This window comes from Ruminococcus sp. AM26-12LB, from assembly GCF_003480785.1.
Taxonomy (GTDB): Bacteria; Bacillota; Clostridia; order Lachnospirales; family Lachnospiraceae; genus Blautia_A; species Blautia_A fusiformis.
In genome coordinates this window covers 116,939-141,346 of the sequence record NZ_QUJX01000013.1, presented here as the reverse complement: position 1 = coordinate 141,346, position 24,408 = coordinate 116,939, and the positions used below count along the sequence as shown (strand labels likewise).

26 protein-coding genes and 1 riboswitch are annotated in these 24,408 nt (G+C 42.9%); of the genes, 20 read left to right on the top strand and 6 right to left on the bottom strand.

The window, feature by feature from the left end; all coding sequences use genetic code 11:
* The first annotated feature begins 40 nt into the window (after positions 1-40).
* The 5 genes from DW694_RS16770 to DW694_RS11355 all read left to right on the top strand — a co-directional run bounded on the left by DW694_RS16770 (position 41) and on the right by DW694_RS11355 (position 3,840).
* Positions 41-178, top strand: a complete 138-nt coding sequence (locus DW694_RS16770; RefSeq protein WP_147343313.1) for an iron-containing alcohol dehydrogenase — start codon at positions 41-43, stop codon at positions 176-178.
* A gap of 381 nt (positions 179-559) precedes the next feature.
* The gene (locus DW694_RS11370) at positions 560-1,294 is read left to right on the top strand and encodes an ATP-binding cassette domain-containing protein (protein ID WP_278603875.1); all 735 of its coding nucleotides are present in this window, start codon (positions 560-562) and stop codon (positions 1,292-1,294) included.
* Positions 1,295-1,328: 34 nt separating this feature from the next.
* Entirely contained in the window at positions 1,329-2,117 is a 789-nt protein-coding gene (locus DW694_RS11365) for an ABC-2 family transporter protein (RefSeq protein WP_182465500.1), read from the top strand.
* Between the two features lie 92 nt (positions 2,118-2,209).
* A complete protein-coding gene (locus tag DW694_RS11360; RefSeq protein WP_182465499.1) occupies positions 2,210-2,920 on the top strand; it encodes an ABC-2 family transporter protein in 711 nt (236 codons plus the stop codon).
* A 26-nt stretch (positions 2,921-2,946) separates the two neighbouring features.
* Positions 2,947-3,840 (top strand): helix-turn-helix domain-containing protein, encoded by an 894-nt coding sequence (locus DW694_RS11355; protein WP_118753024.1) that lies wholly within the window; start codon positions 2,947-2,949, stop codon positions 3,838-3,840.
* Between the two features lie 11 nt (positions 3,841-3,851).
* On the opposite strand, the gene DW694_RS11350 is transcribed toward DW694_RS11355, so the two are convergent.
* Entirely contained in the window at positions 3,852-5,018 is a 1,167-nt protein-coding gene (locus tag DW694_RS11350; RefSeq protein WP_118753023.1) for an ATP-binding protein, read from the bottom strand.
* Complete coding sequence (locus DW694_RS11345) at positions 5,015-5,692, bottom strand: response regulator transcription factor (protein ID WP_118753022.1); 678 nt, start codon at positions 5,690-5,692, stop codon at positions 5,015-5,017. Before DW694_RS11345 ends, DW694_RS11350 begins: the two co-directional genes overlap by 4 nt.
* 205 nt (positions 5,693-5,897) lie before the next feature.
* Between DW694_RS11345 and DW694_RS11340 the strand changes: the two genes are divergently transcribed.
* From DW694_RS11340 to DW694_RS11330, 3 genes are read left to right on the top strand one after another with little or no spacing between them, the layout of a single operon-like run.
* Positions 5,898-7,046: a TlpA disulfide reductase family protein gene (locus DW694_RS11340; protein ID WP_118753021.1), complete on the top strand. Its 1,149-nt coding sequence runs from the start codon at positions 5,898-5,900 to the stop codon at positions 7,044-7,046.
* A 27-nt stretch (positions 7,047-7,073) separates the two neighbouring features.
* Positions 7,074-7,226 carry a CD1871A family CXXC motif-containing protein gene (locus tag DW694_RS11335; protein ID WP_118753020.1) on the top strand — a complete coding sequence of 51 codons (153 nt, stop codon included), beginning with the start codon at positions 7,074-7,076 and terminating at the stop codon, positions 7,224-7,226.
* A 7-nt stretch (positions 7,227-7,233) separates the two neighbouring features.
* Positions 7,234-8,082, top strand: a complete 849-nt coding sequence (locus tag DW694_RS11330; protein WP_118753032.1) for a 4Fe-4S binding protein — start codon at positions 7,234-7,236, stop codon at positions 8,080-8,082.
* Positions 8,083-8,145: 63 nt separating this feature from the next.
* Here DW694_RS11330 and DW694_RS11325 read toward each other — a convergent pair whose 3' ends face one another.
* A complete protein-coding gene (locus DW694_RS11325) occupies positions 8,146-8,874 on the bottom strand; it encodes a helix-turn-helix transcriptional regulator (protein WP_118753019.1) in 729 nt (242 codons plus the stop codon).
* A gap of 221 nt (positions 8,875-9,095) precedes the next feature.
* Between DW694_RS11325 and DW694_RS11320 the strand changes: the two genes are divergently transcribed.
* From DW694_RS11320 to DW694_RS11285, 8 genes are all read left to right on the top strand, one after another.
* Positions 9,096-10,496: a sodium-dependent transporter gene (locus DW694_RS11320; protein ID WP_118753018.1), complete on the top strand. Its 1,401-nt coding sequence runs from the start codon at positions 9,096-9,098 to the stop codon at positions 10,494-10,496.
* Positions 10,497-10,737: 241 nt separating this feature from the next.
* A riboswitch (ZMP/ZTP riboswitch) is annotated at positions 10,738-10,819 on the top strand.
* A 74-nt stretch (positions 10,820-10,893) separates the two neighbouring features.
* Complete coding sequence (locus DW694_RS11315; RefSeq protein WP_059086045.1) at positions 10,894-12,579, top strand: formate--tetrahydrofolate ligase; 1,686 nt, start codon at positions 10,894-10,896, stop codon at positions 12,577-12,579.
* 319 nt (positions 12,580-12,898) lie between these two features.
* Positions 12,899-13,432 carry a methylated-DNA--[protein]-cysteine S-methyltransferase gene (locus DW694_RS11310; protein ID WP_118368721.1) on the top strand — a complete coding sequence of 178 codons (534 nt, stop codon included), beginning with the start codon at positions 12,899-12,901 and terminating at the stop codon, positions 13,430-13,432.
* A 107-nt stretch (positions 13,433-13,539) separates the two neighbouring features.
* Positions 13,540-13,848, top strand: coding sequence for an MGMT family protein (locus tag DW694_RS11305; protein WP_015527257.1), 309 nt, complete (start codon positions 13,540-13,542; stop codon positions 13,846-13,848).
* Between the two features lie 145 nt (positions 13,849-13,993).
* On the top strand, positions 13,994-14,263 hold the full coding sequence (locus DW694_RS11300) for a hypothetical protein (RefSeq protein WP_138276462.1): 270 nt from the start codon (positions 13,994-13,996) through the stop codon (positions 14,261-14,263).
* Positions 14,264-14,394: 131 nt separating this feature from the next.
* Positions 14,395-14,847: a MarR family transcriptional regulator gene (locus DW694_RS11295; protein WP_118753017.1), complete on the top strand. Its 453-nt coding sequence runs from the start codon at positions 14,395-14,397 to the stop codon at positions 14,845-14,847.
* Complete coding sequence (locus tag DW694_RS11290) at positions 14,837-16,189, top strand: MATE family efflux transporter (RefSeq protein ID WP_118753016.1); 1,353 nt, start codon at positions 14,837-14,839, stop codon at positions 16,187-16,189. The genes DW694_RS11295 and DW694_RS11290 overlap by 11 nt, the downstream gene beginning before the upstream one ends.
* Positions 16,190-16,313: 124 nt before the next feature.
* Positions 16,314-17,201, top strand: coding sequence for a putative ABC transporter permease (locus DW694_RS11285; protein ID WP_118753015.1), 888 nt, complete (start codon positions 16,314-16,316; stop codon positions 17,199-17,201).
* A gap of 80 nt (positions 17,202-17,281) precedes the next feature.
* Here the strand turns inward: DW694_RS11285 and DW694_RS11280 are convergent, their stop codons facing one another.
* Entirely contained in the window at positions 17,282-17,827 is a 546-nt protein-coding gene (locus DW694_RS11280; RefSeq protein ID WP_015527251.1) for a biotin transporter BioY, read from the bottom strand.
* A gap of 100 nt (positions 17,828-17,927) precedes the next feature.
* Positions 17,928-18,899 carry a biotin synthase BioB gene (gene bioB / locus DW694_RS11275; protein ID WP_118753014.1) on the bottom strand — a complete coding sequence of 324 codons (972 nt, stop codon included), beginning with the start codon at positions 18,897-18,899 and terminating at the stop codon, positions 17,928-17,930.
* A 308-nt stretch (positions 18,900-19,207) separates the two neighbouring features.
* Between bioB and DW694_RS11270 the strand changes: the two genes are divergently transcribed.
* From DW694_RS11270 to DW694_RS11255, 4 genes are all read left to right on the top strand, one after another.
* Positions 19,208-20,545: a potassium transporter TrkG gene (locus DW694_RS11270; RefSeq protein WP_118753013.1), complete on the top strand. Its 1,338-nt coding sequence runs from the start codon at positions 19,208-19,210 to the stop codon at positions 20,543-20,545.
* 19 nt (positions 20,546-20,564) lie between these two features.
* A complete protein-coding gene (locus DW694_RS11265; protein ID WP_118063961.1) occupies positions 20,565-21,212 on the top strand; it encodes a TrkA family potassium uptake protein in 648 nt (215 codons plus the stop codon).
* A gap of 85 nt (positions 21,213-21,297) precedes the next feature.
* The gene (locus tag DW694_RS11260; protein ID WP_118753012.1) at positions 21,298-22,881 is read left to right on the top strand and encodes a DUF4118 domain-containing protein; all 1,584 of its coding nucleotides are present in this window, start codon (positions 21,298-21,300) and stop codon (positions 22,879-22,881) included.
* Complete coding sequence (locus DW694_RS11255; RefSeq protein WP_118753011.1) at positions 22,874-23,584, top strand: response regulator transcription factor; 711 nt, start codon at positions 22,874-22,876, stop codon at positions 23,582-23,584. Before DW694_RS11260 ends, DW694_RS11255 begins: the two co-directional genes overlap by 8 nt.
* Positions 23,585-24,065: 481 nt before the next feature.
* On the opposite strand, the gene DW694_RS17240 is transcribed toward DW694_RS11255, so the two are convergent.
* Positions 24,066-24,408, bottom strand: a 343-nt coding sequence (locus DW694_RS17240; RefSeq protein WP_286187043.1) for a transposase, incomplete at its 5' end; no start/stop codon positions are given.

Here is a 24,408-nt window from a genome sequence, read left to right as displayed (position 1 = left end):
AGTGGGAGAAGCAAGAATCCCCCTGCTTTAGCTGTGGGGAGTGTCAACGGACGCAGGGGTTACAGATGAGTATTTTGCGCAGATGACAGAGGATGCCATGAAAAGTGGAAACATTGCGGTAAATCCCCGGAAGACCGTTCGGGAGGATATCCTGGCGCTGTATAAAGAGGCACTGTAAAGATAGTATCAGGTAAGGCTGTGACGCCTCTGTAAAAATAAAATCTGTCATTAGAGTATTTGAAGAAATGAACAGGAGTGAAAAGTTCAGGCAGACTTTTTGCTCCTGTTTTGTGCAAATAAAAAAGATATTGGCTTCCCGAAATAAGTAAAAAGCTGTTTTCCGGGGAGCTTTTTTGCAGTGAAAATTATATTATAAACATAAAGATTTATACAACGAACATGTACGGATAAAATATACGATGCTATTGTATAGACAGTAACCAAGCATACCGCAACAGAGCAAAATACAGTAGAAAGAAGAATGCATATGGAGAGCATAGCGGTTAAAAATCTGTACAAAATATATAAAATCTCACAGCGACAGGAAGGTTTTACCGGGATGGTGAAATACTTATTCCATCCTCAATATAAAGAGAAGGAAGCTGTAAAAGGGATTTCTTTTTCCATACAGCAGGGTGAATGTGTAGCGTTCCTTGGGGCAAACGGGGCTGGAAAATCAACGACCATCAAAATGCTTACAGGGATCATGAAACCGACAGACGGAAAGATTTCCGTTATGGGAAATGATCCATTCAGGGAACTGATCAGAAATGGCGGGAAGATAGGCGTTGTGTTTGGTCAGAAGACACAGTTGTGGTGGGATATTTCGGTAAAAGATTCTTTTGAACTGCTGCATAGTATTTATGAAATCCCGGACAATGTTTATGAAGAAAATCTGAATCTGTTTAAGAAAATTCTGGAACTGGAAGAATTTATGGACCAGCCGGCAAGAAAGCTGTCTCTCGGACAGCGAGTAAGGGCAGATATAGCAGCAGCTCTTTTACATGATCCGCCGGTTTTATTTTTGGATGAACCAACAATAGGGCTGGATGTGGCAGTCAAACAGAAAGTATATCAGTTTTTACAATACATAAATAAAGAAAAAAAGACCACGATTTTGTTGACGAGCCACGATCTGAAAGATATGGAATGGCTGTGTCGGAGACTTATCATTCTGGAAAAGGGAGAAATTTTATTTGATGATGAAATAACAAAAATTTTTGATAATTATCCGGAAGCAGAAACATTGGAAGAAATTATTATTGAGCTGTTCAATGGAAATACAGAAAATTAACCACCTGATTTTGTTTTCAGAGGAGATTGTAAATATGAGAAAATATCTGGCACTGATAAAAGGCGGATTTCTGGAAGGAATTGCTTATAAAGAAAACTTCCTGACAGGATTGCTGGCAAATTTTGTTCAGGTTGTAGTTTTTTACTATGTATGGAAAAGTATTTTTTTATATCATACGGAGATTAATGGATATACCTGGGAGATTATGAAAAAATATGTGATCGTTTCTTTTTTGTGCAACAGTACGTTTTCTTTTGGATTTGAAATGCAGACGGCCAACAGTATTATCAGTGGAAATATAATCACAGATCTGTTAAAACCGCTGAGTTACCGAAGTTTGACTTTCTTTAAAGCTGTTGGAACAGCAGGAATGGAATTTCTGATCACATTTTTATGGTGCGGTACTTTTCTGGTAATGTGTAACGGAATGCAGAATATAGAGATGTGGCGAGTTCTTCTGCTGCTTTTTTCCATACTTTTGGGAATGGGAATCAAATTTAACATCCAGTATATATTTTCCATGTTCTGTTTTTATACAGATAATGCGTATGGTGTTGTAAAAGGGAGAGAAGTTCTGACAAATTTCTGTTCAGGAGCTCTGGTTCCACTGGCATTGTTTCCTGGATTTTTGCAGAAAATTGTTACGGTTATGCCTTTTTCCGGGATCGTATATATTCCATGCAGCATATTTGATGGAATATTTTGCTGGCAGAAATGCTGGGAAGCACTTTTGTTCCAGAGCGTGTGGAATGTAATATTATTTGCATTTGGAAGCATCTTATGGAAAAAAGCATCTTCCGTTATCGCATTATATGGAGGTTAAAGATGGGCAGATACAGGAAATATTTCAAAATATACCGGAAGATGCAGGAAATGAATATAAAATCCCTAATGTATTATCGAGCAGATTTTCTGATGATGACATTTTTTACATTGCTGTCCCAGGTATCAAATCTGGCAGTTGTTGGAATTATCTATACAAATATTCCCACAGTTGGCGGCTGGTCTGTATGGGAAATTTTATTGTTATACGGGTATCTGTTATTTTCAGAAGGATGGGTGAACTTCTTCTTTCAGGGTTCCTGGAAAATTGCACAGATGGTAAATAAATCAGAAATCGACCGGTTTCTCGTAAGACCGCTTCCGACAGGAATGCAGATGGCAGCTTCCCGGATTGATTTTGACGGATTAAATAAAATGATCATAGCACTGGGAATATTGTCAGTTGGAATAAAAAACTGTAAAATAAACTGGACGATCATAAAAATCCTGTATTTTGTGGCATCTCTGCTTACAGCATCTATGATCCGTTTTTGCATGATCTGGCTGGCAAGCTGTATGTCCTTCTGGATGCAGGGACCGAAAAATTCGTTAAATTATCTGGTCCTTTCTGTAGGAGAGATGGCGAAATATCCACTTATCATATACCCGGGATTACTGAAAGGAATCTTTGGATATATCATACCTTACGCATATATCAGCTATTATCCGGCGGGCTTTCTGTTAGGAAAAAAGGACATGCTGCCAGGATGTCTGTTACTGTTTCCTGTTTGCATAGGGATGCTGTGGTTATCAGCAGTGTGCCTGAAACGTGGACTGGGAAGATATGAAAGTGCTGGGAATTAAAGATTGTTTACAGGGGAGGTGAATACATGCTTGGAAGTAAAGATATTTTTCTGGATCGGGCAAAGCGGGAATTGTCGGTTATGCAGATGAACCACTGCGGTATCCAGGAATGTGAAAAAGGACATATGTGGCAGTTTCAGGCACGGCCTTATCATCTGCTGCATTTTGTACTGCAGGGGGAAGGGGCGCTAAAAATCTCAGGCAGAATGCTGAATGTACATGCCGGACAGGCATTTTTTATACCTGCGGGAATAGAAGGAAAATACATAGCTTCCCTGCAGAACCCCTGGAAATATGCCTGGATCGGATTTTATGCAGACAACGGAAATAAATTTATCGATCTTTTATTTGGAAAAAACGAGATCCTGGACCTGGCGCTTTCGGCTAAAGAACTGGAAAAAGAGATCCTGTCGATTTTGTCGGTGATGGATAAAAGACTTCAGGATGTGGCCATTTATCAGGAAGAAGATTTTCCGGGAGAGCAGTTTTTCTCCATACGGAATTTTTCCGCATCCCTGGAGGCAAACAGCAGAATGCTGCATCTTTTTGCCAGACTCCTTGAAACACAGGGTGATATAAAAAAGCTGACAAAAGAAGAAAAAAATCTGGCCAGGGATGCCAAAAACTATATGGACCGCATGTACAGCCGGGATATCCGAATCCAGGATGTGGCAGGAATCCTCCATGTACATCCAAACTATCTCAGCACACTGTTCCGCCGGGAATACGACCAGTCACCACGGGAATATCTTCGTAAAGTAAGGATGAATCAGGCAAAGCTCCTGCTGGCAACCACAGAATATTCCATATCAGATATCTCCTCAGATGTGGGATATACAAATCCGTTTCAGTTTTCGAAGGTATTCAAAAGCTGTTATGGGATTTCGCCTACAGAGTATCGAAATATGAGACAAGTGTAATACAAACATGTTCAGACTGGCAACATAATTGCAATTATGCTGCCTTTTTTGCTGCTTTCCAGTACTTTTACCTGTCCGTTATGCTGTCTGACAATTTCACTGACAAGTGCAAGCCCCAGGCCGGCACCTCCCATAGCGCGGCTTCTTGATTTATCTACACGGAAAAACGGGGTGAAGATTTTTTCCTGATATTCAGGAGGAATGCCGATTCCGGTGTCGGAGACTTCAAGAAAGACGTAATTGACAGACGTGGATGTATCTGTTATTTCTTCAGAAGGATGGATATTTACGGTTACTTTTCCACCGGAGTGATTGTATTTGATCGCATTTTCCACAAGATTGTACACAGCACGATACAGCAGCAGGTAGCTTCCGGTAATAATGCAGTCTCCCTCCTGCTGAATCAGTTCAACTTCTTTCTGTTCAGCTACAGAAGTCAGGTCGCAGAAAACCTCATCCGTCAGTGCTGCCAGAGAGATCCTTTCGGAACGTTCAACAGTCTGTACACCGGTCATATCCAGGAGGATTTCAGCCAGATGGGAAAGTCGCCCGGTCTGTTCCTGGAGCATGGCAAAAATCTCCTGATAATCTTTTAAAGCAGGTGCTTCCCTGCGGGCAAAAACCTCCAGATTTGTCTGGATAACGGCAAGAGGAGTCCTCAGCTCATGAGCTGCATTGGCAGAAAACTGCTTCTGAGCAGTAAAGGCCTCATCCAGGCGTGCGAGCATTTTGTTAAATGAAATTGTCAGGCGGGAAATTTCGTCATTGGTAGCAGGAACTTCAAGAGCTTCTGAAAGGTTCTGGACCTCTATTTGGTTTACCTCCTGGCTGAGTCTGCGAAGCGGAAGTAATGCCTGACGGCTGATAAAATAAGTGCAGATACTGCTGAGAAGGATGATGATCCCTGTTACCATGAGTCCTTTGGTGAGAAAAAGTTTTTTGGTCAGCTGCAGCTGATCGGAAAGCTCCGGAAATAAGACGGAGGGATTCATATTAAAGGTGATGGGAGCTGAATCTGTGTTATCGATCCGTATCATGTAATCGCCCAGATCCTCCATTCCGGCAACTGCAGACTGGCTGATAAAAAAATACATCAGAATGCAGGTGACTGTCATAAGCAGCGCGGTGATCAGTGTCAGACGCCATTGAAGAGATAGCTTTCCGGTTATTTTTTTCATTGTATATCCTCCGTTAAAATGTAACCCTGGCCGATCTTATTCTGTATTGGATCAAAGCCGAGAGCAGTGCGCAGCTTTTTTCGAAGAGAAGAAATGTGGACACGAATGGAATTGCTGAAACTGTTGACGCTTCCGTCCCAGATATGCTCGATCATTTCTTCCGGGCTTATGATACGGTTCTGATGAAGAAGGAAATATTCCAGAAGAGAACTTTCCTTTCTGGTCAGAGAAAGAGGAAGACCATCGATACTGGCCTTTCTTGTACGGGTATCAAAGCTGATACGTCCGCATTGCAGACATACATCCTGCTGGATAAATTTCCTTCGTGTCAGACTTCGGATCCGTGCCTCCAGCTCTTCAAAATGAAAAGGCTTTGTGAGATAGTCATTGGCACCGAGATCAAGCCCTTCAACCTTGTCCTGGATCTGTCCTCTAGCAGATAGGATCAAAACGGGAGTGGAAGTATTGGATTCCCGAAACTGGCGCAGGATTTCCAGCCCATCAACGCCTGGAAGGTTCAGATCAAGAAGGATGAGATCATAATTTTCCACCAGACATAATTCCAGTCCCTCATCCCCGTCAAAACATGTGTCCGCTTCATAGCCATCCATACGAAGTCCCTCCGCAATAGACTGGCAAAGCTGCTTTTCATCTTCGATTATCAATATATGCATAGTAAATTCTCCTAAAAAACAGTTGATTTTGCTTTGTTATCTATCATATCATGTATAGCATAAAATTCCTGTAAATTTTTTTATTTCTTAACAGAGATTTTATACAGGGGATGATATAGTAAGGCTACAGAGAGCAAGATTTACATATAAAATATACGTCGGTTCCGGATATGGGCCGGTGATATCAGAAGGGAGAATATAAACAATGAAATTAAGAACACAGAAAATAACAGCACTTATGGCAGCAGCGGTATTAGGAATATCTGCATTTGGAAGTGTGCCGGTAACAGCGGCAGAAAGCACGGAAACAGCAGATATCGGAGAGGCAATGGCGGTGGATGGAGATGCAGTTTCATCAGATCTGGTAGCAGGTACATTTAAGCCTTCCGACGTAACCAGCAAGGCACAGGATTCTTATGAATATCCGTTTCTGGGACTGAAGCTTTCACTTTCGAAGGAGCTGTTAAAGCAGATCAAGGATCAGAGCATTGCAATGCTTACTACGGAAGATTTTGAGAATCAGACCAATGCAGTGACATATGCCTATGTAAGCTGGAGCAAAATGACAGAGGAACAGAAAAACGCCGAGATACAGAAGATGGGAACAGGATATGACGACTGGGTGGCAGGTCTGGACAGAATTGGTACAATTGGCGTTTATGACGAAGCTTCACAGAAAAAGCTGGATGAGATCACTGGCTGTACAGAGCATAAAGAGCTTGGAAGCAGCAGTGACGGGAAATACAAATATTATCTGAGCACCAACAAAGATGCAGATGAAAAGCTGACAAAGGAGCTGGAAAAGATCAAAACCGACATTACAGAAATGGCACCGTATCAGAATATTTCCGTGTTTGACCAGCCACAGGATACCAGCGTCAACCCGGAGGATGTAAAATCTGTAGGAAAATTTGAAACAACAGGAATAGATGGAAAAACATATACAGAAAAAGTGTTCAGTGACTATGACCTGACGCTGGTAAATGTTTTTACAACCTGGTGCTCACCATGTGTAAAAGAGATTCCGGAACTTCAGGAGCTCTATAAAGAAATGAAAGATAAAGGCGTCGGAGTAGCAGGCGTAGTGCTTGATACTACAGATGAAAAGGGAAATCAGGACGAGGAGGCTGTAAAGAAAGCAGGCATTCTTCAGGAAAAAACAAAAGCAGAATATCCGTTCCTGACACCGGATACCACTATGATGAACGGTCGTCTGCAGGGGATTTCCGCATTTCCTGAAACATTTTTTGTTGACAAAGATGGAAACATTGTAGGCGATACCTATACAGGAAGCCATACACTGGACGAATGGAAGGAAATTGTGGAAAAAGAGCTTAAAAACGTTTCTAAGTAAAACATGATCATTACGGAGAGTGGAAAAATGATTCGGAAAATAACAGAATCCAGGTGGATCGGACCAGCTCTGGCGTTTTTTGGAATTTTACTGATGATACTGGGAATCTGCAGGGGCGAGGTGTCTGTAGTTTTTACAAAAGCGATCAACATCTGTATGGAGTGTATTGGCATTGGATAATAAGAAGATGAAAATAAATGAATGGCCGCGGCATGGGATCCAGGCATTGTGGGCGGCCCTTACAAACAGTCACATATCAGGCTTTGTGACTGGAAAGATCTATACCGGAAAACTGAAAAATGTCTGTGTTCCGGGGCTGAACTGTTATTCCTGCCCCGGGGCAAGAGGGGCCTGTCCCATTGGTTCCCTTCAGGCTGTGATCGGAAGCTGGAACTTCAAGATGGCATATTATGTAGCTGGATTTCTGATCTTTGTAGGAGCGTTGCTTGGAAGACTGGTGTGCGGATTTCTCTGCCCCTTTGGACTGATCCAGGATCTGTTGAACAAGATTCCTTTTCCAAAGAAGATCCGGACATTTCGGGGAGATAAGCTTCTGCGAAAACTGAAATATGTGATCTTTCTTGTATTTGTGATCATACTTCCCATGTTTGTAGTAGATATCATGGGCCAGGGAGCACCATATTTCTGCAAGCTGATCTGCCCGGCAGGAACACTGGAAGGAGGTATCCCTCTGGTGCTGCTGAACAAATCCATGCGAAGTGCAGTAGGCTGGCTGTACATGTGGAAAAATACAATCCTGGTGATCACTATTATCTTATCAATTATGATATACCGGCCATTCTGTAAGTATATCTGTCCGCTGGGAGCTTTTTATTCGGTATTTAATAAAGTTTCCGTTTTTCGTTACAGAGTAGATAAAGAAAAATGTGTTCACTGCGGAAAATGCAGAAATATCTGCCAGATGGAGGTCGATCCGACGGAAAATCCCAACAGTGCAGAGTGCATCCGATGTGGAAGATGTAAAAAGATATGTCCGACACAGGCGATCCGGTGTGGGTTTGCAGGCAAACCCTGATACAGAAAAATACGAAAACGGTACAGCTTATAAAATATAAGGTGTACCGTTTTTTGCAGAAAACTACTTTTCCATATTATCTATCAGTAACATATTCAGCTGTTCCCAGCGCTTCAGATCTTTTTTTGTAAAAAGCAGCTGGTGACGGAACGCTTCGCTAAGCTCCTGTGGTTTTAAAGTGATCACACATTTGAATGCGCAGGGCATCAGATCCGCACTGGAAATCCCACACAAAAGTCCTGTTGTAAAATCTCGAAGCTCCAGAGGATTAAAAATGTACAGGAGATCTTCTTCCAGTGGGTTATACTGATTTACAAAGGAAAAACGGATCAGCATATCACTGTAAAGAACTTTTCCGGTGTAAAAAATCTCACTGCTTCTTCCGTTGGCAGAAACAGAACAGATCGTTAAGGTTGCTTCGTATTTTCCGGATTCGCCTTTTTTTTCATAAATATCGATGACGCCATCCTTCGTACGCTGATAGCGTCCATCGTAAAAGTAAAAATATAGCCGCTGTGCCTGAAAAAATGGGCTTTTTTGTCCTTTTCCCGGTGCATTGGACGGTTTACTGGCTGTTTCAGGAAGACCAGTGGTAAGCTGGGACATAGATACCTGGAGAATCTGGCTGATCTCATATAAAGTTTCGATATCAACGGAGATATCTCCATTTTCATATTTGCATACGGTAGCTCGACTTTTATGGATGGCATCTGCCAGATCCTGCAGAGTCATCTTTCCGGCTTTTCGGTATTTTCTTATTTGTTCACCTACATAACAGGTAAAATTACTCATTTTGTTTCCTCATACTATCTATTTTTCTTATTAATTTTTATTGTATACGATTATATTGGAAAAACCGGTATTTTGTAAAGTAGTAAGAAACTTTTTTGAAATAAAATTTCGTAAAAAGAAACTTCTGCCATTTGCACTTATCTTTATTTAAGGTAAGATATGGCTGTTAGGCTGAAGGTTTCAGCCTATATCAAATATATATTTGAAGAGGGGAAATTGAAATGAAAGAAAAAGGAAGTAGCTTTTCCGGCTCAATAGGCTTTGTCCTGGCGGCAGCCGGAAGTGCAGTAGGAGTTGGAAATATCTGGAGATTTCCATATCTCTGTGCCAAAGATGGCGGAGGACTTTTCCTGCTGGTTTATCTGGTACTGGTACTGACTTTTGGATTTGTACTGTTGACAACGGATGTAGCACTTGGGAGAAAGACAAAGAAAAATGCATTGAGAGCTTTTGAAGCACTTAATCCAAAGTGGAAATTTTTAGGACATTTAACGTTTCTGGTTCCGGCATTGATCATGACCTATTATTCTGTTATCGGTGGATGGATCGCAAAATATTTTTTTACTTATATTATTTCTGATGGGAAAGATGCGGCTTCAGAAGGATACTTTACATCATTTATTACATCAGATATTGCACCCGTTGTATTTATGCTGATTTTTCTGGCCCTGACTGCCTGGATCGTATTTCGTGGTGTGGAAAAGGGAATCGAAAAGTTTTCCAGGATCATTATGCCGGGGCTGATTCTTCTGATCGTGATCATTGCCATTTTTTCACTGACACTGTCCCATACTGATACGGATGGAACTGTCCGCACCGGTATGCAGGGGCTGGCGGTTTACCTCAAACCGGATTTTCATGGACTGACGGTAAAACGCTTCCTGGAGATCCTTCTGGATGCGATGAGCCAGTTATTCTTTTCCTTAAGTGTATCTATGGGAATCATGATCACTTATGGTTCTTATGTGAAAAATGAAGTTAATTTAAATAAAGCAACAAATCAGATTGAGATCTTTGATACCGGCGTTGCGTTTCTTGCAGGAATGATGATCATACCGGCTGTTTTTGTATTTCTCGGAAAGGATGGAATGGCTTCCGGCCCAAGCCTGATATTTATCTCACTGCCAAAGGTTTTTGATGCCATGGGAGTATTTGGCCGTCCGGTGGCAATTGCATTTTTCCTGATGATGGGATTTGCGGCACTGACTTCCTGCGTATCTGTCATGGAGACACTGGTTGCAAACTGCATGGAACTTTATCATAAACCACGTAAGAAAATGTGTGGTGCTGTCGGAATCTATTCTCTTGTTACAGCAGTACTGATCTGCCTTGGTTATAACAAACTGTATTTTGAACTTAAGCTGCCAAATGGTTCTGTTGGACAGCTTCTGGATGTGATGGATTATATCAGCAACAGTTTTCTGATGCCGTTTATCTCACTTTTGACAAGTATTCTGATCGGATGGGTGATCGGCCCTGATTGGATCATAGGAGAAGTGGAACGAAATGGGGAACACTTTAAACGGGCAGGGTTATATCGCTTTATGATCCGTTATGTAGTGCCGGTTGTAATGCTGATATTATTCCTGGTATCTACAGGATTTGCAGATTTGATTTCATAAGTGTGGTAATATGTTTATGGCGTCTGGACAGTCGCATTAACGGATGACCAGTACAAGATACGATTAAACAACAGAGGATTTGATGAAAAAAGATATGTACGAATGTTGGAGAGAAAACTAATACATAGAACGGAAATGATTCAGAAAATTAGACTTAGCTCACTTTAAAAGTGAAAAAAATAATTTGATAATTTCTTGACAAGTACTAATAAATATGTTAGTATTCAATTATCAAATTAATAAAGTCTTCGGTGACTGACGGAATTGTGGGATAACCACGAGGGAGCCGGAGATTCGATGAGTCGACCGTCTGGGCAGTATTTGAAGAAATTCAGATACTGCTCTTTTTTATGGGATAAAAAGATCCGGACGGTTGCTGCGGAGAAAGGAGAACATTATGGGATTCAAAAGTGACATCGAAATTGCACAGGAGTGCACAATGGAGCCAATTACCAAGATTGCAGAGAAAGCAGGTATTGATGACAAGTACCTGGAGCAGTATGGTAAATATAAAGCAAAGATCGACTATAATCTTCTGAAAGAAACAGACAAAAAAGACGGAAAGCTGATCCTGGTAACAGCCATCAACCCGACACCGGCAGGTGAGGGAAAAACTACGACAACCGTAGGCCTTGCAGATGGAATGCAGAAACTCGGAAAGAACGTTATGGTAGCTCTTCGTGAGCCATCCCTGGGACCGGTATTCGGTGTCAAAGGTGGTGCGGCAGGCGGCGGCTATGCACAGGTAGTTCCGATGGAGGATATCAACCTTCATTTTACCGGTGATTTCCATGCAATCGGTGCGGCAAACAACCTTCTTGCAGCAATGATCGACAACCATATTTTCCAGGGTAATGAACTGAACATCGACCCGAGAAAGATCACCTGGAGACGTTGCGTGGATATGAACGACCGTCAGCTTCGTAATGTAGTAGATGGACTTGGCGGAAGAACAAACGGTATGCCGCGTGAGGACGGATATGACATTACCGTAGCATCTGAGATCATGGCAGTTCTCTGTCTGGCAAGTGACATCAAGGATCTGAAAGAGAGACTTTCCAGAATCATCATCGGATATACTTACGGCAAGGTTGCTGAGCAGAAACCGGTAACAGCAGGAGACCTCCACGCAGAGGGTGCTATGACAGCACTTTTGAAGGATGCCCTGAAACCAAACCTTGTTCAGACACTGGAGCATGTTCCGGCAATCGTTCATGGCGGACCATTCGCAAATATCGCTCACGGATGTAACTCCGTAACCGCTACAAAGATGGCTATGAAGCTTGCTGATTATGCCATCACAGAGGCTGGCTTCGGTGCTGATCTTGGAGCTGAGAAATTCCTGGATATCAAGTGCCGTATGGCAGGTCTTACACCAAGTGCCGTTGTTATCGTAGCAACCGTACGTGCTCTGAAATATAATGGTGGCGTTGCAAAAGCAGATCTTAACAATGAGAACCTTGAGGCTCTTGAAAAAGGTATCCCGAACCTTCTGAAGCATGTAAGCAATATCAAAAATGTATACAAGCTCCCATGTGTGGTAGCTATTAACGCATTCCCGACCGATACCAAGGCAGAGCTTGATTTTGTGGAAGCAAAATGCAAGGAGCTTGGCGTAAACGTAGCACTTTCCGAGGTATGGGCAAAAGGTGGCGAAGGCGGAATCAAGCTTGCTGAGGAAGTGATTCGTCTTGTTGAAGAGCCGAATGATTTCACATATGCTTATGAACTGGAAGGCTCCATCGAGGACAAGCTGAACCAGATCGTACAGAAGGTTTACGGTGGAAAGAAAGTGGTTCTTACAGCAAATGCCCAGAAGCAGGCGAAACAGCTGGAGGCACTTGGATTTGGCAACTGCCCGATCTGTGTGGCTAAGACCCAGTACAGCTTAACAGACGACCAGACAAAGCTTGGTGCTCCGACAGATTTCGAGGTAACAGTAAGAAATCTTAAGATTTCCGCAGGTGCAGGATTTATTGTTGCACTGACAGGTGAGATCATGACCATGCCAGGACTTCCGAAAGTACCGGCAGCAACCAAGATCGACGTAGACGAGAGCGGTAAGATCACAGGACTGTTCTAATATAAAGATTTTTTGAGGGGAATTCAGATAGAAAGCGGTAGAGCCTGCAAAAATAGAGGCTCTGCCGCTTTTTATATTGTTGTGGAGAGAGTATTGAAAAACTTTTAAAAGCAGGAAAAACACTGGGTTTTTGTTCCGTTTATAACAAAAATGGTATAATATTATAAATTGTCAAGAATGTCAGCAATCTCCTGCTGCTTGTTGGGATAAAACTCACAATGTCGAGGAAAGCGCAGAGGGGACGTGCATGTGACATTTGCGTTAATTAAGAGGAATGCTATAGAAAAAATTATAGAGATAAATGAATGTGGGGGAAAATATGGTATACACATGCAAATATAAATCGCTAATCGGAGATATTTTACTTGCCGCAGATGAAATCGGACTTACCGGTCTGTGGTTTGAAGGACAGAAATATTTTGCAAATACACTTCCCAATGACCATATCCAACAGGAGACGGAAATTCTCACAGAAGCAAAAAGATGGCTGGATGTATATTTCTCCGGTGAAGAACCGAACTTTACTCCACCACTTCATCCGAACGGTTCAACATTCAGAAAGGCAGTGTGGCAGATTTTACTGGAGATTCCCTACGGACAGACGATCACATATGGAGAAATTGCGCGCAGAATTGCAGTGATGAAAAACACTTCCCATATGTCCGCCCAGGCAGTAGGCGGTGCGGTTGGACATAATGAAATTTCCATTATCATTCCCTGCCATCGAGTTGTAGGAACAAATGGAAGCTTGACGGGCTATGCCGGAGGAATTGACAAAAAAATTTCACTTCTCAAGCTGGAACATACAGATATGAGCCGTTTGTTTATTCCAAAGAAAGGAACTGCACTGTAAAACTCAGGCTGAGAGGACGGTCTGGTGCAGGCGTCCACGAAAAGACAGATATTTTATTTATGAAAATATGCTATGAAAATTGCCAGCAGGATTTCGGAGGAATAATTATGGGAAAAATACTGGATGAAGATTTAATCTACGAGATACTGTCCGTGGTGGAAGAGATACCTGAGGGAAAAGTGGCCTCCTACGGGCAGATCGCACGGCTGATCGGGCGGGATAAAAATTCACGTCTTGTAGGAAAAGTCTTAGGTATGGCAGAATTTTACGGGAAGTATCCCTGCCACAGAGTTGTGAACCATGCAGGGCGTACTGCACCAGGCTGGAGAGAGCAGAAGATGCTTCTGGAAGACGAGGGTGTGGAGTTTAAGGCAAATGGATGTGTAGATATGAAGCAGTATCAGTGGGAGGAGTAGTGTTTTATGAATTGTAGAAATATGATGCAGATCCCGGAGCTTACAGAAGTTCTGAAGCTGAAAGTAGGGGAAAACGGTCTGGAGTAGTCTGTACGATGGGGCTATTTTGCAGACTGCCTGCAGTGCATCAAAAGTGAATACAGGATTGAATAACTATATCCATGGAGGAGAATTCGTAGTTCTGACAAATCCCAGTGTCACCAACGACAGCCGGAAACTCGTGCTGGAGGAAAAGGACAGAAACGCCGCAGAGCAGCTGTCTTCCTCTATTCTGGATGCAGAACATTTAAGCCGAGAGCGTGTGATGGCACAGGCCAGATATCTGAACCTTGCACCGCTTACCATGACCGATGAGCAGATGGAGAAAGGACTTGAGATCTTTGAAGCTTCTCTGAAAGAGGCATTAGAAGCATAGATTAATAGAAAGCTACTCTGTAATAGAAAGCTACTTTGTAACAGAAAAATAAAACATGCTTGACAAACCATAAATTCCTCGTATAATTATCAATGGTAATTAACTAAGATAATTATATGAGGAGTTTTTTTATGACAAATGAAAAGATCAAGCGGATGTTTGATGCATTTTATCAGGCAAAGCGGATCCGGGATATGCTTCCGCCACTGCCCCAGGGGGTGATGCCATCCTACATACAGTATCTGGATGTGATCCATTCTCTGCAGTGGGAAAAAAAGGATATCCGGCTCTCTGATATCAGTGATGCCATGAACCTTCCGCGTCCGGGTGTTACCAGAACAGTGAAAGAAATGGAGGCAAAGGGATATCTTCAGAAGCTTACGTCTCCGGATGACGGGCGCGTTACTTACATTTCCATAACAGAAAAAGGAGAGAGGCTTTCCAGGAAGTATGATCAGGATTATTTCAGCAGTCTGGCGCCCTATCTTTCAGAGATTTCCGAAGAAGAAGCAGACAGTATGATCCGGACCATCGGGAAATTTTATCAGATCATGTGTGACAGGAGAGAAGATTATGACAAGTGATAAGGCAGATTTTACCCAGGGAAATATTCTGAAGAAGCTGGTTGCATTTATGATGCCGGTACTCGGTGCGCTGATCCTGCAGGCTGCCTATGGTGCGGTCGATCTTCTTGTAGTTGGAAGATTCGGTTCCACATCCGGACTGTCAGCGGTTTCCACCGGAAGTCAGGTACTGAATCTTGTTACCTTTGTAGTGATCCAGTTTGCTATGGGTATCACAGTTCTGATCGCACGTTATCTTGGAGAAAAAAGACCGGAGCAGATCGGCTCTGTTATCGGTGGGGCTGCGATCGTTTTTACCATGATATCTGTCGTGCTGTTTATTGTTATGGTAGGCTTTGCACATCCGATCTCCGTGCTGATGCAGGCACCAGACGAAGCGGTAGTGCTGACTGCATCTTATGTACGGATCTGTGGCAGCGGAATTTTCTTTATTGTCGCGTATAACCTACTGTCTGCTATTTTCCGTGGCCTTGGTGACAGCAAATCTCCGTTGCTGTTTGTGCTGGTGGCATGTATTGTAAATGTGATCGGAGATCTGGTACTGGTAGCCGGGTTACATATGGATGCAGCAGGAGCAGCTATTGCTACGGTTTCTGCTCAGGCCTTAAGTGTTGTATTTGCAGTAGTTCTTCTGATAAAGAAGGAGCTTCCGTTTACCATCACAAAGAAAGATTTCCGGCTGAATCCCCAGTGCAGACGTTTTCTAAAGATCGGACTGCCGCTGGCACTTCAGGAATTCCTGACACAGATTTCATTCCTTGCTTTGTGTGCATTTGTCAATCGCCTGGGTCTGGAAGCATCCTCCGGTTACGGAGTTGCATGTAAGATCGTAAACTTTGCCATGCTGGTTCCAAGCTCTCTGATGCAGTCCATGGCTTCCTTTGTTTCACAGAACGTAGGAGCCGGAAAGCCGAAACGTGCGAGAAAATCTATGCTTACGGGAATTGGAGTTGGTCTGTCTGTGGGATGCCTGGTATTTATCCTGATCCTGCTGAAGGGTGATGTGCTGGCAGGATTCTTTTCAACAGATGCCGGCGTTATCCAAAAGGGCTTTGATTATCTGAAGGGGTTTGCTCCGGAGACACTGGTAACGGCTGTTCTGTTCAGTATGATAGGCTATTTCAACGGAAACAACCAGACCATATGGGTTATGGTCCAGGGCCTGATCCAGACGCTTCTGGTACGACTTCCAATGGCGTACTTTATGAGTATCCAGCCGGATGCCAGCCTGACAAAGATCGGTCTTGCAGCACCGGTATCTACCACAGTGGGAATCATTCTGAACATCGGATTCTTTCTGTACTTTACCCGTGTGAAAAAAGAAATTGTTTCGGAAGAATGACCGGATAAAGGGATGTAAATGAGAGGGGTGATATGATATAATCAGAATCACCCCGGCAGAGGTGATGGTACTGACCCCTGAAATAGCTGCCGGAATCTTGACAGCTGTAAAGGAGGAGTACAGGATGATTTGCGGGATGACGTATTTTCAGATATGTCTGTATTTTTTGTTTTATTCTTTTGGAGGATGGGTCGTTGAAGTTATCTTCCATGCAGTAACCTTAGGAAAGGTTATAAACCGGGGATTTCTCAACGGTCCGGTATGCCCGGTGTACGGATTTGGTGTACTTTCCGTGTTTGCATTGCTTAATACGCTTCAGAGCGGCGGACATCAGATGAGTGAGGGAATGATCTTTCTGTTTGGAATCGTTCTTGCAACTGCGGTGGAGCTGGTTGCCGGATGGCTTCTGGATGTATGCTTCCATGCAAGATGGTGGGATTATTCAAATAAGCCGCTGAATTTTCACGGCTATATCTGTCTTGAGTTTTCCCTGATATGGGGACTTGCCATTGTGATGGTCGTAAAGGTTTTTCAGAAGTATGTGGAGCGTCAGGCTTCTCATACACCTTCCACACTGGAATGGGTTGTTATGGCAATTCTGTATGCGGTGTATCTGGCTGATCTTATTGTAACAGTGGCGGTGATCCGCGGACTGAATAAGAAGCTTACCCGACTGGATAAGGTACGTGCGGATCTGCGGATCGTGAGTGATAAGCTCAGTGATACTCTGGCAACAACTACCATTGATACAGCACAGAAGGTGGGAGAAGGAAAGGTTCAGGTTGCTCTTGCTAAGGCAGAGCTCAGAGATGCGACTGTGGCTCAGAAAGAAAGATCTGCCGAAATGCTTCGGATGAAGAAAGCGGAGCTTCAGGCACAGTTTGATGAGCTGTCAAGCTCTATCACAAACCATACGGTATTCGGTCAGGGAAGAATCATTAAGGCTTTCCCGGAGATGAAGCACAGAGATTATTTTGAACTGATCCAGGAACTGAAGAAAAAACTCAGATAAGAAAAATGAAACGCGATAAAGAGGCAGCAGGAAATGTTGGAAATTTCCTGCTGCCTCTTTTGGCGTATCAGAGCTTCAGCTTATCGGATTCGTTTCTTTATCATTGGTCCGATGATCATGGCGATGATCATTTTTATGAGATCTGCCGGGATAAACGGAATTACACAGATTCCAAGAGCTGCTTTGAAAGTGGAATCTGCAACGATGCAGAACCATACAGTTCCGAAAAGATAGCATACAATTGTTCCTGCGATCATACCAACGAGCTGGATCAGAGGTTTATGGCAGTTGTCAATTACCAGTCCGGCAATAACAGCCATAACGATAAAGCCGATGATGTATCCGCCTGTAGGACCGGCCAGCTTTGCAGGACCGCCGGTAAATCCGGAAAATACCGGAAGACCTACAAGGCCAAGCAGCAGATAGATCAGATAGCTGATGGTTCCTTTTTTCCATCCGAGAAGATAAAGGGACAGATAGATGGCAAGATTGGTAAATGAGATCGGAACCGGACCGATTGGAATGGACAGCGGCGCAAGAATACAGGTGACAGCTGCCATAAGAGCGGTCATGGTGATCTCGTAGGTTTTTGTACGTGGTGCAGAGACAGTATTTGTCTGATTCATATTGAAAGAGCCTCCTTTGAAAAAGGTAATGTATTTACTGGTTCGGGTAAGCAATGAAATGCTGTAAGTGTGTATGAAAGATCATATGCCATAAGGATGCTTACGCAGATTCGATCTCATAGGTGAATCCTGCATCTGTAATGGTTTTCAGAGTGTCTTCGATTCCCTGGCCACCTTCTGTAAGATAACCGGAAGCAAAAATAGAGTCTACAACACTGAGCAGTTTTTTTTCTTCGCCTTTAAAATAAACTTCTCTTCCGGCAGCACATCGGATATCTGCTTTAGGTACAAGAAGTCTTGCCAGGCAGAGGACTTTCATGCAGTATTCTGTTGTCAGCTGGGAAATATCTGCATTTCCGAGAGGAGTTCCCTTGATCGGAAGAAGAAAGTTGATCGGCAGTGCTTCCGGCTGGATCTCACGTAATTCCAGAAGCATGTCAACAACGTCTGCCTTGCTTTCACCCATGCCAATGATACCGCCGCTGCAGATCTCGAAACCAAGTCCCTGAAGCATATGGATATTCCGGACACGCTGGTCAAAGGTATGTGTACTGCAGATATTATGATAAAAAGAACGGCTGCTGTTCAGGTTATGGTTGATCCGGTCAAGACCAGCCTCTTTGAGCATTTTTGCCTGGTGCTCTGTGAGAAAGCCTATGGAGCAGCAGAGATGGGTTCCGTGTTCTTTCATTTTGCGGATCTTGCGGGCCAGCTCCTCGATCTCTTTATCTGTAAATTTCATACCACTCAGTCCGATACAATGTCTGGATAAATGATAATCATTTACGAAATCATTGTCCTGATATAATTTGTCTTCATCTACCCATTTGTATTTATCAATATCGGCAGTGGAACGACATGACTGGGCACAGTAGGCACAATCCTGGGAACAGTTACCACTGCGGGCATTGGTAAGGATGTGGATGCTTACCCGGTTTCCCTTATATTTGTAACGTAAACTGCTGGCACGGTCGATCAGTGCCTCAAGTTCTTCGTCCGGAGTATCTAAAATTGCAATGGCTTCATCTCTGGAAAGCGATGGAGCTTCTTTTTCGCATGATGCAGTGTTCATGTCAATACCTTCCTTTTGAGTTTTTTTGTACGGGTATCACTTTATCACAGAGAAATATCGAATGTCAACTACAAATATAAAATGAGTTTACAATTAAAAAACTGTAGTATTAAGGTAATGCTTAGGATCATCAAAGCAGGTAATTTCCTTGATTCGGTTAAAATAATTCTCAATTCAATATCATATCTTTATAAAATCTTAATACGGAAGCAGAGAATTTTATACTATCTTTGAAAGTAGTTATATATAATAAAATGCATTACGAGGATAGCACTGTTAAAAGTATTGATAAGGAGTTCTGATCATTTATGCCGGAAAAATCATATAAGAAAAAACATATGACATCTTTTCAGCTGATTATCATGGGGTTTGCAGGAGTGATCCTTTTGGGAACCGTTCTGCTGATGCTTCCATTTTCTTCTGCGGAGAAAGTGATCACACCATTTCATGAGGCACTTTTTACAGCCACTTCGGCGGTATGTGTTACAGGTCTTGTGGTAAAGGACACTGGAAGCTACTGGTCCCTGGCAGGTCAGACGATCATTCTTGCACTCATACAAACAGGTGGGCTTGGAGTAGTGACTGTGGCTGCGTCTGTTTCCCTTCTTTCCGGAAAGAAAATATCCCTCATGCAAAGAAGCACCATGCAGGATGCAATTTCAGCTCCAAAAGTCGGAGGAATCGTCAGACTAACAAGGTTTATTTTGAGGGGAACATTTTTGATCGAAGCTGCAGGGACGGTGTTGCTGCTGCCGGTTTTTATGGGAGATTATGGAAAAAAGGGAATCTGGATGTCAGTCTTTCATTCGATCTCTGCCTTCTGCAATGCCGGATTTGACATTTTGGGAACAGCCTCCGGTTCTTTTCCATCACTGACAGAGTATTCCGGAAATATACTTATAAATGTAGTGATCATGTTGCTGATCATTATAGGTGGAATCGGTTTTCTCACCTGGGATGATATTTATACAAACAAACTGAACTTTAAACGCTACCGCATGCAAAGCAAGATCATTCTCATGACTACCGCATGTCTGATCTTATTTCCGGCAGTTTTTTTCTATATCTGTGATCTGACAAAATTACCCATGGGAAAACGCCTGCTGGCAGCAGCGTTTCAATCGGTAACGACAAGAACTGCCGGATTTAATACTATAAACATTTCAGAGATGAGTGAGGCATCAAAAGCAGTTATGATATTGTTAATGCTAATTGGTGGTTCACCGGGATCTACAGCAGGTGGAATGAAAACAACAACGTTTTCAGTACTTATTTTAAATGCAATTGCGACATTTCGAAGTCAGGAAAATGCAGGAGCTTTTGGGCGAAGACTTGAATATCATGTGATAAAAAATGCAGCGACAATAGCCATGTTATATTTTGCCTTGTTCTTTGGCGGCGGAATAGCGATCAGTGTGTACGAAGGCCTTCCGCTTTTAGATTGTCTGTACGAAGCTGCTTCAGCTGTTGGTACGGTAGGTCTGACTCTGGGAATCACACCGGAACTTCATGTTTTTTCACAAGTCGTGTTGATCATACTGATGTATCTGGGACGTGTAGGTGGCCTGACCCTGATCTATGCGGTATTTTCCGGAAGAAATAAGGGAAATGCAAAGCTTCCTCTGGAAAAAATCACGGTTGGATAAGAAGGAGAAAAATAATATTATGAAAAATGTATTGATTATTGGACTTGGAAGGTTTGGAATACATATTGCCATGCAGCTCAATCAGCTGGGACATGAAGTTATGGCAGTTGACTGGAAGGAAGAAAGAGTGGACAAAGTACTGTCATTTGTGACGAATGCTCAGATTGGTGACAGTACCAATGCTGAATTTTTACAGTCCCTTGGAATTGGAAACTACGACATTTGTTTTGTGACCATTGGAGACAGCTTTCAAAATTCTCTTGAAACAACATCCCTTCTGAAAGAACTGGGCGCAAAATTGGTGATATCCAGAGCTGAACGTGATGTTCAGGAAAAATTTCTTTTACGCAATGGTGCCGATAAGGTAGTTTATCCGGAAAAGCAGGTGGCAAAATGGGCCTCCATCCGTTATACAGATGATCATATCCTGGATTATATGGAGGTGGACGCTTCCCATGCAATTTTTGAAGTGGAAGTGCCGGAAGAATGGGTTGGAAAAACAGTGGGTGGACTTGACATCAGAAAACGCTACAATATTAATATCCTGGCAGTAAAAAATGAAGAGGAATTCAGTATTGCAATTTCTCCGGAAACGTATTTTGCAGAGAATGATAAATTACTGGTATTAGGAGAGTACAGAGCTCTTCAGAAGTGCTTCCGCATATAGCTCATTGCCATGAAGAAAAAATTTTGACCACAGAACAGCTGCGTGATATAATTCCAGAAAACAGTAGCAGAAGGAGAATGACAGAATGAGCTTGAAAATGGAGGATACAGTAAAAAACAGAACCTATCCGAAACGGCCATTTGCATGGTATGTGGAAAAACCGTCCGCAAAAGATTACTTGCTGACGGTTTTTATATTTGCAGTATGCACTTTGATCGGCCTGCTGTTTCAGAAACTGGATCTTACGGATACAAATATTGTAACGATATACATTCTGGGCGTATTGATAACTTCGATCGTGACAGATGGTTATCTTTGCAGTGTAGCCGGATCCTTTTTAAGTGTATTCTTATTTTGCTTTTTCCTGACGGAGCCAAGGATGTCTTTTGAGATATATGCGGTGGGATATCCGGTGACATTTTTCATAATGCTTATTTCGTCCGTACTTACAGGAACCCTTGCGGCAAAGCTGAAAATGCATGCAAAGCTGTCTTCACAGATTGCCTTTCGCACACAGGTTCTGTTTGATACGGATCGTCTGCTGCAAAAGGCAAAAAGTGAGACAGAAATCCTCGGAGTTACCTGTACACAGCTGATACGCCTGTTAAACCGCAGTATCACGGCATATGTTGTGGAAAATGGAACTTTATCAGAAGGAAAGCTTTTTTCCGGGGAAAAAGAGAGCACAGAGGATTTTCTGACACAGGAAGAACAACAGGCGGCCAGATGGACTTATGAAAACAGACAGCGTGCCGGCGCATCCACACAGTATTTCTCACAGGCAAAATGCTTATATCTGGCAATTCGAAGCGGGAATAATGTTTATGGCGTAATCGGGATCCCTCTGCAGAAAGAAACACTGGACTCTTATGAATACAGCATCCTGCTGTCTGTAATAAATGAATGTGCACTTGCAATGGAGAATGTACAAAATGCCATAGAAAAAGAAAAAAATGCGGTTTTAGCAAAAAATGAGCAGCTGCGTGGCGATCTTCTTCGGGCGATCTCCCATGACCTGCGTACTCCGCTTTGTTCTATTTCCGGAAATGCAGATATGCTTCTCAGTAACAGTGACCGTCTGGATGAAGCTACAAGGTATCAGATCTACACGGACATTCATGAGGATTCAGAGTGGCTGATCGGAGTTGTGGAAAATCTGCTTTCCATTACCAGGCTCAATGATGGAAGATTGAAGTTTAAATTTACGGATCAGCTTTTGGATGAGGTGATAGCAGAGTCACTCCGACATATCAGCCGGAAGCATGATGCGTATAAGATCGTGGCGGACTGTGAAGAACTTGTTCTTACACGTATGGACGTGCATCTTATTATACAGGTTCTGGTAAATTTGATCGATAATGCGATAAAATATACGCCGTCAGGCTCTGTCATCAGCATTCGGGGGTTCAAAAAAGCCGGGAAAGCACAGGTAAGCGTGGAAGATAACGGCCCCGGAATTCCGGATGAAATGAAGCCACATATTTTTGAGATGTTTTATACAGGGAAAACGACCGTTGCAGACAGCCAACGGAGTCTGGGGCTTGGCCTGGCACTTTGCCGCTCTATCATAGAAGCTCACGATGGAACACTGGTTCTTTCAGATCATGCTCCGCATGGATGTAATTTTACTTTTACTTTACCATTAAGCGAGGTGACATTAAATGAATAAGACATTAATTCTGGTGGTTGAGGATGACAGACCCATACGGAACCTGATCGTTACCACATTAAAAACACATGACTATAAATATCTGGCTGCAGAAAATGGAGCTTCAGCCATTTTGGAGGCTTCATCACACAATCCGGATATCGTTCTTCTGGATCTGGGCCTTCCTGATATGGAAGGAGTAGAGGTAATAAAGAAAATCCGTACCTGGTCGAATATGCCTATCATCGTGATCAGTGCCAGAAGTGAAGATATGGACAAAATAGAGGCACTGGATGCGGGTGCAGATGATTATATCACAAAACCATTTTCAGTAGAAGAATTACTTGCGCGTATCCGTGTCAGTCAAAGGCGGCTTGCCATAACGCAGGCAGGAAAACAGCCGGAAACCTCTGTTTTTGAAAATGGTGGATTAAAGATAGATTACACGGCTGGCTGTACATTCCTGAAGGATAGAGAACTGCATCTGACGCCCATTGAGTATAAGTTGCTCTGCCTTTTATCCCGTAATGTTGGAAAAGTATTGACACATACATATATTACTCAGCAGATCTGGGGACGCTGCTCGGAAAACGATGTTGCTTCTCTCAGGGTTTTTATGGCAACACTGCGGAAAAAACTGGAGCCTGAAAAAAACGGTGTACAATATATCCAGACGCACATAGGAATTGGATATCGCATGCTCAGAATCGAGAAACCTGAGTAGGAAACGAACTCTTCTTTATGAAGTCGGAAGGGCTGACGGAAACAGTGGAGCATAAATTCTGTGCATCGCGAAGCGTGTTGCTGAGAACGGAGTGAACAGTAACTAGGGTTTACAGGGCAGATGCATGGAATAAAATTTTGTTTGACTTTTTGAAAAAGAGGCAATATAATTACAGGGAACGAGTGGCAAGTAAGCGTAAATCCAGTTTACCGGCTACTCGTTTTCATTTTACAAAAATGAATATCGTCATGAAAAAGTGTGTAGCGTGTCAGCGTAAGTCCAGCTTATATGACAGGGTGCGCACTTTTTTTGTGCCAAAAAGAAAGGAGGTGACATGCTCCCACCACTTAAATCTTACGATTTTGAAGTGGGGGCTTCCTGCTCGATTACCCTTTAGGGCAAAGCTAAAACAGGCTATCCCCGCGTGTCCCGCGGTTTTGTTTTTTATGTTTATCCGGTTACGGATTTTTTTCTTGTGCCGTCAGGCACATTCTTTATAGATCCTTTTTCCTTCTTCCCGGATGTTGACTGCTGCATTCACATCCCGGTCCATCCTGTTTCCACATTCACAGACATACATTCTATCCGACAATGCTAGTTCCTTTTTCTTATGTCCGCATACACTGCAGATCTTGCTGGATGCAAAATAACGGTCTACTTTTATAAGATGTTTTCCGCGCTCTTCCAGCTTGTATCCAAGCATGGACAGAAACTGCCCGTACCCGTTATCCTGCACGCCTTTCCCAAGATGCAGGCCTCCGGACATTCCCTTCAGGTTCAGATCTTCCACGCATACTGCATCATATCTTTCAGCAAGCTCCCTG

Coding starts and splice junctions, on each gene's coding strand:
- DW694_RS11310 (WP_118368721.1), top strand. CDS start 12,899: ATGGTATACACATGCAAATATAAATCGCTAATCGGAGATATTTTACTT.
- DW694_RS11280 (WP_015527251.1), bottom strand. CDS start 17,827: ATGAATCAGACAAATACTGTCTCTGCACCACGTACAAAAACCTACGAG.
- DW694_RS11255 (WP_118753011.1), top strand. CDS start 22,874: ATGAATAAGACATTAATTCTGGTGGTTGAGGATGACAGACCCATACGG.
- DW694_RS11370 (WP_278603875.1), top strand. CDS start 560: ATGGTGAAATACTTATTCCATCCTCAATATAAAGAGAAGGAAGCTGTA.
- DW694_RS11345 (WP_118753022.1), bottom strand. CDS start 5,692: ATGCATATATTGATAATCGAAGATGAAAAGCAGCTTTGCCAGTCTATT.
- DW694_RS11365 (WP_182465500.1), top strand. CDS start 1,329: ATGAGAAAATATCTGGCACTGATAAAAGGCGGATTTCTGGAAGGAATT.
- DW694_RS11260 (WP_118753012.1), top strand. CDS start 21,298: ATGAGCTTGAAAATGGAGGATACAGTAAAAAACAGAACCTATCCGAAA.
- DW694_RS11335 (WP_118753020.1), top strand. CDS start 7,074: ATGATTCGGAAAATAACAGAATCCAGGTGGATCGGACCAGCTCTGGCG.
- DW694_RS11320 (WP_118753018.1), top strand. CDS start 9,096: ATGAAAGAAAAAGGAAGTAGCTTTTCCGGCTCAATAGGCTTTGTCCTG.
- bioB (WP_118753014.1), bottom strand. CDS start 18,899: ATGAACACTGCATCATGCGAAAAAGAAGCTCCATCGCTTTCCAGAGAT.
- DW694_RS11325 (WP_118753019.1), bottom strand. CDS start 8,874: ATGAGTAATTTTACCTGTTATGTAGGTGAACAAATAAGAAAATACCGA.
- DW694_RS11355 (WP_118753024.1), top strand. CDS start 2,947: ATGCTTGGAAGTAAAGATATTTTTCTGGATCGGGCAAAGCGGGAATTG.
- DW694_RS11340 (WP_118753021.1), top strand. CDS start 5,898: ATGAAATTAAGAACACAGAAAATAACAGCACTTATGGCAGCAGCGGTA.
- DW694_RS11270 (WP_118753013.1), top strand. CDS start 19,208: ATGCCGGAAAAATCATATAAGAAAAAACATATGACATCTTTTCAGCTG.
- DW694_RS11330 (WP_118753032.1), top strand. CDS start 7,234: ATGAAAATAAATGAATGGCCGCGGCATGGGATCCAGGCATTGTGGGCG.
- DW694_RS11305 (WP_015527257.1), top strand. CDS start 13,540: ATGGGAAAAATACTGGATGAAGATTTAATCTACGAGATACTGTCCGTG.
- DW694_RS11295 (WP_118753017.1), top strand. CDS start 14,395: ATGACAAATGAAAAGATCAAGCGGATGTTTGATGCATTTTATCAGGCA.
- DW694_RS11350 (WP_118753023.1), bottom strand. CDS start 5,018: ATGAAAAAAATAACCGGAAAGCTATCTCTTCAATGGCGTCTGACACTG.
- DW694_RS11360 (WP_182465499.1), top strand. CDS start 2,210: ATGATGACATTTTTTACATTGCTGTCCCAGGTATCAAATCTGGCAGTT.
- DW694_RS11265 (WP_118063961.1), top strand. CDS start 20,565: ATGAAAAATGTATTGATTATTGGACTTGGAAGGTTTGGAATACATATT.
- DW694_RS11290 (WP_118753016.1), top strand. CDS start 14,837: ATGACAAGTGATAAGGCAGATTTTACCCAGGGAAATATTCTGAAGAAG.
- DW694_RS11285 (WP_118753015.1), top strand. CDS start 16,314: ATGATTTGCGGGATGACGTATTTTCAGATATGTCTGTATTTTTTGTTT.
- DW694_RS11315 (WP_059086045.1), top strand. CDS start 10,894: ATGGGATTCAAAAGTGACATCGAAATTGCACAGGAGTGCACAATGGAG.